This window comes from Deltaproteobacteria bacterium (assembly GCA_016219225.1).
Classification (GTDB): domain Bacteria; phylum Desulfobacterota; class RBG-13-43-22; order RBG-13-43-22; family RBG-13-43-22; genus RBG-13-43-22.
Genome location: JACRBX010000312.1, coordinates 1 through 7,235 on the forward strand (window position 1 = coordinate 1; position 7,235 = coordinate 7,235).

At 50.0% G+C, this 7,235-nt stretch carries 7 protein-coding genes; 2 read left to right on the forward strand and 5 right to left on the reverse strand.

Annotation, left to right across the window (positions count from 1 at the left end; genetic code table 11):
- The first annotated feature begins 99 nt into the window (after positions 1-99).
- Positions 100-681, forward strand: a complete 582-nt coding sequence (locus HY879_25075; protein MBI5606618.1) for a hypothetical protein — start codon at positions 100-102, stop codon at positions 679-681.
- Between the two features lie 246 nt (positions 682-927).
- Entirely contained in the window at positions 928-1,953 is a 1,026-nt protein-coding gene (locus HY879_25080; protein ID MBI5606619.1) for a hypothetical protein, read from the forward strand.
- Between the two features lie 253 nt (positions 1,954-2,206).
- Here HY879_25080 and HY879_25085 read toward each other — a convergent pair whose 3' ends face one another.
- The 5 genes from HY879_25085 to HY879_25105 form a co-directional block, all read right to left on the reverse strand.
- A complete protein-coding gene (locus HY879_25085; protein MBI5606620.1) occupies positions 2,207-2,980 on the reverse strand; it encodes an SDR family NAD(P)-dependent oxidoreductase in 774 nt (257 codons plus the stop codon).
- Between the two features lie 115 nt (positions 2,981-3,095).
- Positions 3,096-3,968 carry a 3-hydroxyacyl-CoA dehydrogenase family protein gene (locus tag HY879_25090; protein ID MBI5606621.1) on the reverse strand — a complete coding sequence of 291 codons (873 nt, stop codon included), beginning with the start codon at positions 3,966-3,968 and terminating at the stop codon, positions 3,096-3,098.
- 155 nt (positions 3,969-4,123) lie between these two features.
- Positions 4,124-5,092 (reverse strand): nitronate monooxygenase, encoded by a 969-nt coding sequence (locus HY879_25095; protein ID MBI5606622.1) that lies wholly within the window; start codon positions 5,090-5,092, stop codon positions 4,124-4,126.
- A 268-nt stretch (positions 5,093-5,360) separates the two neighbouring features.
- Positions 5,361-6,302 carry a hydroxymethylglutaryl-CoA lyase gene (locus HY879_25100; protein ID MBI5606623.1) on the reverse strand — a complete coding sequence of 314 codons (942 nt, stop codon included), beginning with the start codon at positions 6,300-6,302 and terminating at the stop codon, positions 5,361-5,363.
- 160 nt (positions 6,303-6,462) lie between these two features.
- Positions 6,463-7,235: sigma 54-interacting transcriptional regulator (locus HY879_25105; GenBank protein ID MBI5606624.1), on the reverse strand; the 773-nt coding region annotated here is incomplete at its 5' end.

Sequence of the window (7,235 nt, forward strand, 5' to 3'; positions counted from 1 at the left end):
AATAGATATAAGTCAATTGTCTGTGAAGAAGATCCTTATCTTTTGGAACTGACCAGGTATATACATTTAAACCCTTTGAGAAAGAAGATGATTCCCGGAATGGAAGAACTGAAAAAATATCCCTGGACCGGCCATTCCGCCATCATGGGAGAAGTTAAGCGGGATTGGCAGGATATTGATGCCATTCTCTCCTATTTCAGTCCAAAGAAAAAAAGGGCTCTTTTGCTTTATGAGCAATTCTTGTCCGAAGGGATTGCTTTGGGAAAAAGGCCTGAATTAGTCGGAGGAGGCTTGATTCGGAGCCTTGGGGGATGGTCGGCCGTGTTGTCTTTGAGGAGAAAAGACACTCGAGCGGCCTCGGATGAGAGGATTTTAGGCAGCAGTGAATTTGTTTTGGATTTATTTTCTGAGGCAGGACAAAAGGCGAAAGAAACGCTGAGATTGTCGGGAAAAGTTAAAGCCCTAATGGAGTTGGCTGACGAGATATCAAAAGAAGCGGGGATAACAGTGACGGAATTAAGATCCGGCGTCCGGCAAAGAAGAATTTCGAAAGCCAGGAGACTGTTTTGCCGGACGGCTGTCAGAGAGATAAGATATCAGGGGGCCGAAGTTGCCCGTTTTTTAGGTGTGACGACTTCGGCCGTTTGCCGGTTAGCCAATTCCGAAGAAGAAATGAAATGATTGGGACGGAATGAAACGTTTAAATCAATTCAGAACCAACGTCCCCTAAGTTTCTACAGACAGAGAAACCACGGATAGCGGAAAAGAAACTGCCGAAGCGACTGGAAATGGCCTTTTGAGGGCAGAAGCACCCAAGCGAATAATTCTGAGGAACCCGGTGGGGGAATTCCGCCCGCCGGGGTCTGTGAGGGGGCAGTCTGGTAACTGGCTGTCCCACCTCGATCCCCTAAGTGGTGAGGATAGATAATGAGCGAAACACCAAGTTTAGACACAACAAGCCAGGAAATCGAGATAGATTTTTTCCGTATTGAAGACGCACCTGGAATTGCCCGGCTTTTTCGCCAAGTCTACGGAGAAGGGTACCCCATCAGGGTTTATTACCTCCCGGACCAGTTGATCGAAGAGAATGCTGCCGGCCGCATTATCTCCTGTGTGGCCCGCACGGCCGCCGGCGAAGTGGTCGGCCATAATGCGCTGGTTCTTCTGGACTCTGCCACACACCTCTATGAAAATGCAGCCGGAGCGGTGCTGCCGGGTTTTCGCGGGCAAAGCGTCTTTTTCCGCTTGTTCAAGCATACTATTTTCGATACCTCAAAACGTTTCGGCGTGGAAGGAATTATCGGAGAACCCGTGTGCAGCCACACCCAGTTACAGAAGATGTGTATACAGCTTGACTTTAAAGAATCAGGCCTCGAAGTCGATCTGATGCCGGCGGCGGCCTATGGCCTGGAGCCGGGTCCATCCAGTCGCGTTTCTGTGCTGCTCGGATTTTTCAAGCGCAAACCCAGAGTGCAAACCGTCCAGGTGCCGATGGCCTATCGGGATGAGCTGGAGTACCTTTATGGCGGTTTGAATGTGGAGCGCACTTTTGTGTTTTCAAAAAGTGACTGGCTGGTTGAAGGAAGTAGCCAGGGCAGTATGAAATTATTCGACTTGGCGCAAGTCGCACGGATTATGATAGATCGTATCGGGTCGGATTTCGACCCATTCATTTCCCGCTTGGACAGCGAAGCGCGCGAAAAAGGCATGGAGATCTTCCAAATCTGGCTGCCACTCGCCTCGCCTTTTACATCGGCAGCGACGGATATCTTGCGTGGATACGGTTACTTCCTCGGCGGCGTGCTGCCCTGTTGGCCCAACGGGGATGGCTTGCTTATGCAGAAGGTCGGCCAAGAACCTGACTGGGAGGGTATCGCACTCTACTCTGAGCGTGCCAAGAAAATTGGAGAAATGATCAGACGTGATTGGCAGTGTGTAAACGCAAGGGTGTAAGAGCTATGCCTAAGCCCGGACGGAAAAATTGGGGACAAGGTTGAGTTATTTAAAAGATCGAAACCAAAACCGGAGGAGTTGGTTGTACAATCGTATGAGATGGCGTATGAGATGGCGGGAAAGTTAGGGCCAGGCAATGCAGCCGACCGGCATAGCCGGCGGCTGATTGCTACTAAACCCCTTAAAATGAGTTGGGAATGCCTCCTTCTTGAGGACTTGAGACCCCAAGGCTTCCCGATTGAACCAAAATTATTTATTTCCGGCCGAACCCCATGCGCAGGCCGCCGTCCAGGCGGATGGATTCGCCGTTCAGGTACGGGTTTTGGATGATATGACAGGCCAGGGCGGCAAACTCGGCCGGTTTGCCCAGCCGGGACGGAAAGGGTATTTGTTGGGCCAGACGCCCTTTTTTTATCTCATCGAGTCTGGCCATCATGGGGGTGTCCATAATCCCGGGTAAAATAGACATGATGCGGATGCCATTATTGGCAAACTCCCGGGCCAAGGTCAAGGACAGGGAAACCACCCCTCCTTTGGAGGAGGAATAGGCGGCCTGGCCGACCTGACCGTCAAAGGCGGCGATAGAGGCCGTATTGATAACCACCCCTCTTTCTCCTTCTTCGTTGGGGGTATTGGCCACCAGAGTGGAAGCGGTGGCCCGGATGACATTAAAGGTGCCGATCAGGTTGATCTGGACCGTTCGGCTGAAAAGTTCCAGAGGCATAACCCCTTCCTTACCCACTATCTTCACCGAACCGCCTACGCCGGCGCAGTTGATCACCACCTGGAAGGTGCCGAAGGCCTCTTTGATTTTTTCGACCACCCGGTCCATGCCTTCTTCCTGACCGACATCGGCCGGGACGAACAAGGCGCCTTCACCCAACTCCTGGGCCAATTGAGGGCCTCTTCCCCCGTCTAAATCCAACAAAGCCACTTTACCTCCGCCGGCGACTATAGACCGGGCTGTGGCTTCTCCCAGACCCGAAGCCCCGCCGGTGATGACGGCCGTACAGTTTTTTATATCCATCAAGTACCTCCTTATTAAGGTATAAGGTTTAAGGTATAAGGTGCAAGGTAAACGGTATAAGGATTAAAAGAAATACGGGTTTTCCCCAAACCTTGAACCTTGAACCTTGAACCTTTTATTTCTTCCGGCTACCATCGGAATTGTATTCATACCAGCCCTTGCCGGTCTTGCGGCCCAGATAACCGGCCCGGACCTTTCGCTTCAAAATGGAAGGAGGGTAAAACCGGGCATCCTTTTCATCTTCGTAGACGTTGGTATAGGCCATAAGCTGGACATCCAGACCGACCATGTCGGAGGTTTCAAAGGGACCCATCTTGCGGCCGAAGGCCAGGCACATGCCCTTGTCGATATCTTCCGGGGTGGCCACCCCCTGTCCGACCAGGCGCATGGCCTCCATATTGGAAAGCATGTTGATGCGGTTTAAGATGAAACCGGCGATATCCCTCTGGACCATGATCGGCTCCTTGCCGATAAAGCGGACAAACTCCGCCCCGGCCTGAAAGGCTTCATCTCCGGTGGCAATCCCTTTGATCACTTCAACGGCGTTCATCATCGGGACAGGATTGAAAAAATGGAGGCCGATAAAGTTTTCCGGCCGGCTCACGGCCGCAGCGATGTCACTGATGGGAATGGCCGAAGTATTGGAGGCCAGGATGGTTTTTCCGGTGGCCAGGGCATCGATTTTTTTAAAAACCTCATGCTTGACTTCCACCTTTTCGAAGACCGCTTCGATGACCAGATCGACCTCCGCAGCCGCTTCAACGCCGGTGGAGGTCCGGATACGTCCCATAATCGTTTCTAAATTTTCTTGGAGTTTTCCTTTTTCAACAAACTTGTTGACCGACCAGCGGATGTTTTTGACTGCTTTATCCAGAACCTCCTGAGAGATATCCGAGATGGTCACCTCAAGTCCCTTTTGGGCACAGACTTGGGCAATGCCGTTCCCCATGGTTCCCGAACCGACCACCAATACCTTTTTGAATGCCATTATCGATGCTCCTTTCAATTCAGCAGGAATTTTTATTTTGGACGCCGATTGACTCGGATCGGCAGATTTTCGCCGATCGTGCAGATTGCCAGGATTTTGAATATAAAGAATAGTTATCTGCGGGAATCTTCGAAAATCTGCGTCCTAATTTAAGATTATTGGTTTCGAATCTGCCAGATTTTTTGACTGACTTCTTCCGCCTGGGTCATTATCCGGTCCACCAGATCTTTAACGGGGATGGTTTCCCTGGTTCTTCCCACAACCTGACCGCAGGCGAAGACCGCATCTTCCCCACCATCTCTCCAAGCCGCGGCGGTCCGTCGTCCGGTGATCACGGGGAGCAGTTCTTCCAGAGGGGTCTGTTTCTTTTCCAGATCCAGGATATGTTCGGCCCAGGGGTTTTTTAAGACCCGGGTGGCGCTGCCGATGGACTTCTGAATGACCACCGTATCGGTTTCCTGGGCCTGGATAAATTGTTCCTTATGATGGGGATGAATGCCGGCCTCTGCGGTATTGAGAAAACGGGTGCCCATCAAAGCACCTTCAGCGCCCAAAGCCAGGGCGGCCACCAGAGTCTTGCCGTCACAAAAGCCTCCACCGGCTACCAGGGGAATCCGCAGGCGGTCAGCGGCCTCGGGGATCATAACCAGACTGGTCACATCTTCCATGCTGGGATGTCCCCCGCATTCCGTTCCGACCAAAGCCACCAGGTCCACCCCCACGGCCTCGGCTTTGACCGCATCCCTTATCCGGGCACATTTGTGAAGGTGTATAAAGTTTTTTTCTTTGATCTGCTGGCGATAAGGGGCCGGGTTGTTACCGGCGGTTTCCAAAATCCGGATCCCCTCCCGGGCGGCTATTTCCAGAGACTCCTCTACGGGCATGGGAAGAAGCCCGGGGAAGAGGGAGATATTGATCCCGAAGGGTTTATCCGTCAGGTCCTTTAATTTTCTGATTTCAGACACCAGTTCTTCTTCGCTCGGGAACATGCCCGAAGCCAGGCAGGTAAAAATACCGGCATTGGCACAGGCGGCTACAAAATCGGCATTACTGATAAACATCATAGTCCCGCATTGAATCGGGTACTGGACGCCCAGCAGTTCGGTAAAACGGGTCTTGAACATTATGAACTCCTTTCTCTTTTAACCCCGTATAGCGCCAAAAAATGGAGAGGGCCGGGGATTGTCGTCTATGATTTAATTAAATTAATAATTAGATTTTTCTATAAAGTCATATTTCTTGATGCTTGTCAATCCTAAAATCAACTTGGCTCCCCTTCATTTTTAAAAGCTTGGCCGAGGCAAGATTCGACTGGCAGTTGATGGGGTTACTCTCTTCTTAAACACCTGAAGTGTTACAAAAAAAAAGACCCAAGAGAACGATCACTTTGTATTAGCTTTTTGATTTTTGAGCCCCTTTATACAAACGGGACCCGATCGTGGCCCGCAGGAGATGACCCGGTAATTCCATCTTTATCTGTTTTTCGGCGAATTTAACACAGTCGAGCAGTCGATCGAGATTAATATTGGTTTTTACCCCCATGGCCTCGAACATATAGACCAGCTCTTCCGTAGGCACATTCCAATAGCCGAGAGGAAGTTCTTTGGATTCATAAGGCGTTTTGCTCATGCCCCCCAGGGAGGCATCGAAAATGCGAATACCCGCCTCATAGGCGGCCAGGCAGTTGGCCAGCCCCATTCCCCTGGTGTTATGAAAATGGGCACCGAGCCGGATTTTCAAAGAAAGACCGGTGATGATGGCTATCAGTTCTTTCACATCCCTGGGCGTGGCCAATCCGGCATTATCCAACAGGATTATCTCATCTGTCCCCATATGAGACAACTTTAAGACCAGTTGCACCACATGGTCATAAGGGATCTTACCGATATAGGGACATCCGAAGGCCGTGGCAATGTAAATGCGAATGGTTTTTCCGCTCCCTTTGACGGCTTCAAAGAATGCCGGCAAGGTATTATTGATGATTTCTTTTAAGGTCCTGCCGGAAAAGGATTTAAGAAAGGTATCACTGGTAGCCAATTGGATTAATATTTCATCAATAGACGTGGCCAAAGCCCGACGGCAGCCTACTTCGGTTTGTATCAGTCCAACGTAGGTGACCCCCGGTTTTTTCTCTATTTTTTCCATCACTTTTTCTGCATCGGCGTTTTCCGGGACAATACGGGGGTGGACAAAGGCGACGCATTCGATTTTTTTCAGGCCGGTTTTGGCCAATTGGTTAATGAAAGAAATCTTCTTTCGGGTAGCTTTACCCCCCAGAATAGGGGATAACCCGTCCCGAGGAGATACTTCCACTATGGTGATTTGGTCATCCAAGTTTTTTGACCTCTTTGATACGAAAATACCGTTCGTCGTTAAGCGTTCGGCCTTCGGCGAAACCCATTTTCAGGTTTCGTGGCGTCCGCCCATCTTTATGCTAATGCATTTATCATGCCTGGCTCAAAAAGAATTCCTTTTAGAAATAAAACGTCCGGGTTTATTTCTCAAGACCATATTGTTTGAGTTTCAGGTAAAAACTCCGCCGGCTGATGCCGAGGTTCCTGATCGCATCGGTTTTGTTTTTGGATTTTTCCAGGACTTCTTGAATATGATCTTTTTCAAACTGTCGGACGGCCATCTTCAGCCTGAAATCCTGTTTAGACACCAAGGCCGGAGCAGGGACCTTAGAGGCCTCACGAACCTGGGGAGGTTTACTGGTGTGAAAAAAAAGGGGAAGGGATTTTGGAGAGATATGGGTGCCGTCGGTCATACTGACGGCATAGGCAATGACGCCTTTGAGTTCCCGAACATTGCCCGGCCAGTGATACTCTTCCAACATCCTCCTGGTTGAAGGCAGGAATTTAAAGTCTTTTTTTTCTCTTTTGGCGTAAACATGGAGAAAAAAATCGATCAACAAACCGATATCTTTTTTCCTTTCCAACAACGCAGGCAGATGAATAGTGAAAGTATTCAAACGATAAAAAAGATCTTCCCGCATTTTATTCTCGGCCATCAATTTGGAAAGGTCTCGATTGGTGGATGAAATAATGCGCACATCGACCTTGATATTTCGATTTCCGCCTATACGTTTAAAAGAGCCATCCTCCAGAACGCGTAACAATTTGGCCTGAACCGGATGGGAGGCATCGCCGATTTCATCCAATAAAAGGGTCCCTCCATGGGCCTCGTCAAAATAGCCGGTTCTTCCCTCGACCTTGGCGCCGGTAAAGGCCCCCCGCTCATATCCAAAGAGTTCACTTTCTATCAGGG

Excerpts from the sequence above, each read along its gene's own strand:
- HY879_25075 (MBI5606618.1), top strand. The coding sequence starts at position 100 with ATGGAAGAACTGAAAAAATATCCCTGGACCGGCCATTCCGCCATCATG.
- HY879_25080 (MBI5606619.1), top strand. The coding sequence starts at position 928 with ATGAGCGAAACACCAAGTTTAGACACAACAAGCCAGGAAATCGAGATA.
- HY879_25085 (MBI5606620.1), bottom strand. The coding sequence starts at position 2,980 with ATGGATATAAAAAACTGTACGGCCGTCATCACCGGCGGGGCTTCGGGT.
- HY879_25090 (MBI5606621.1), bottom strand. The coding sequence starts at position 3,968 with ATGGCATTCAAAAAGGTATTGGTGGTCGGTTCGGGAACCATGGGGAAC.
- HY879_25095 (MBI5606622.1), bottom strand. The coding sequence starts at position 5,092 with ATGTTCAAGACCCGTTTTACCGAACTGCTGGGCGTCCAGTACCCGATT.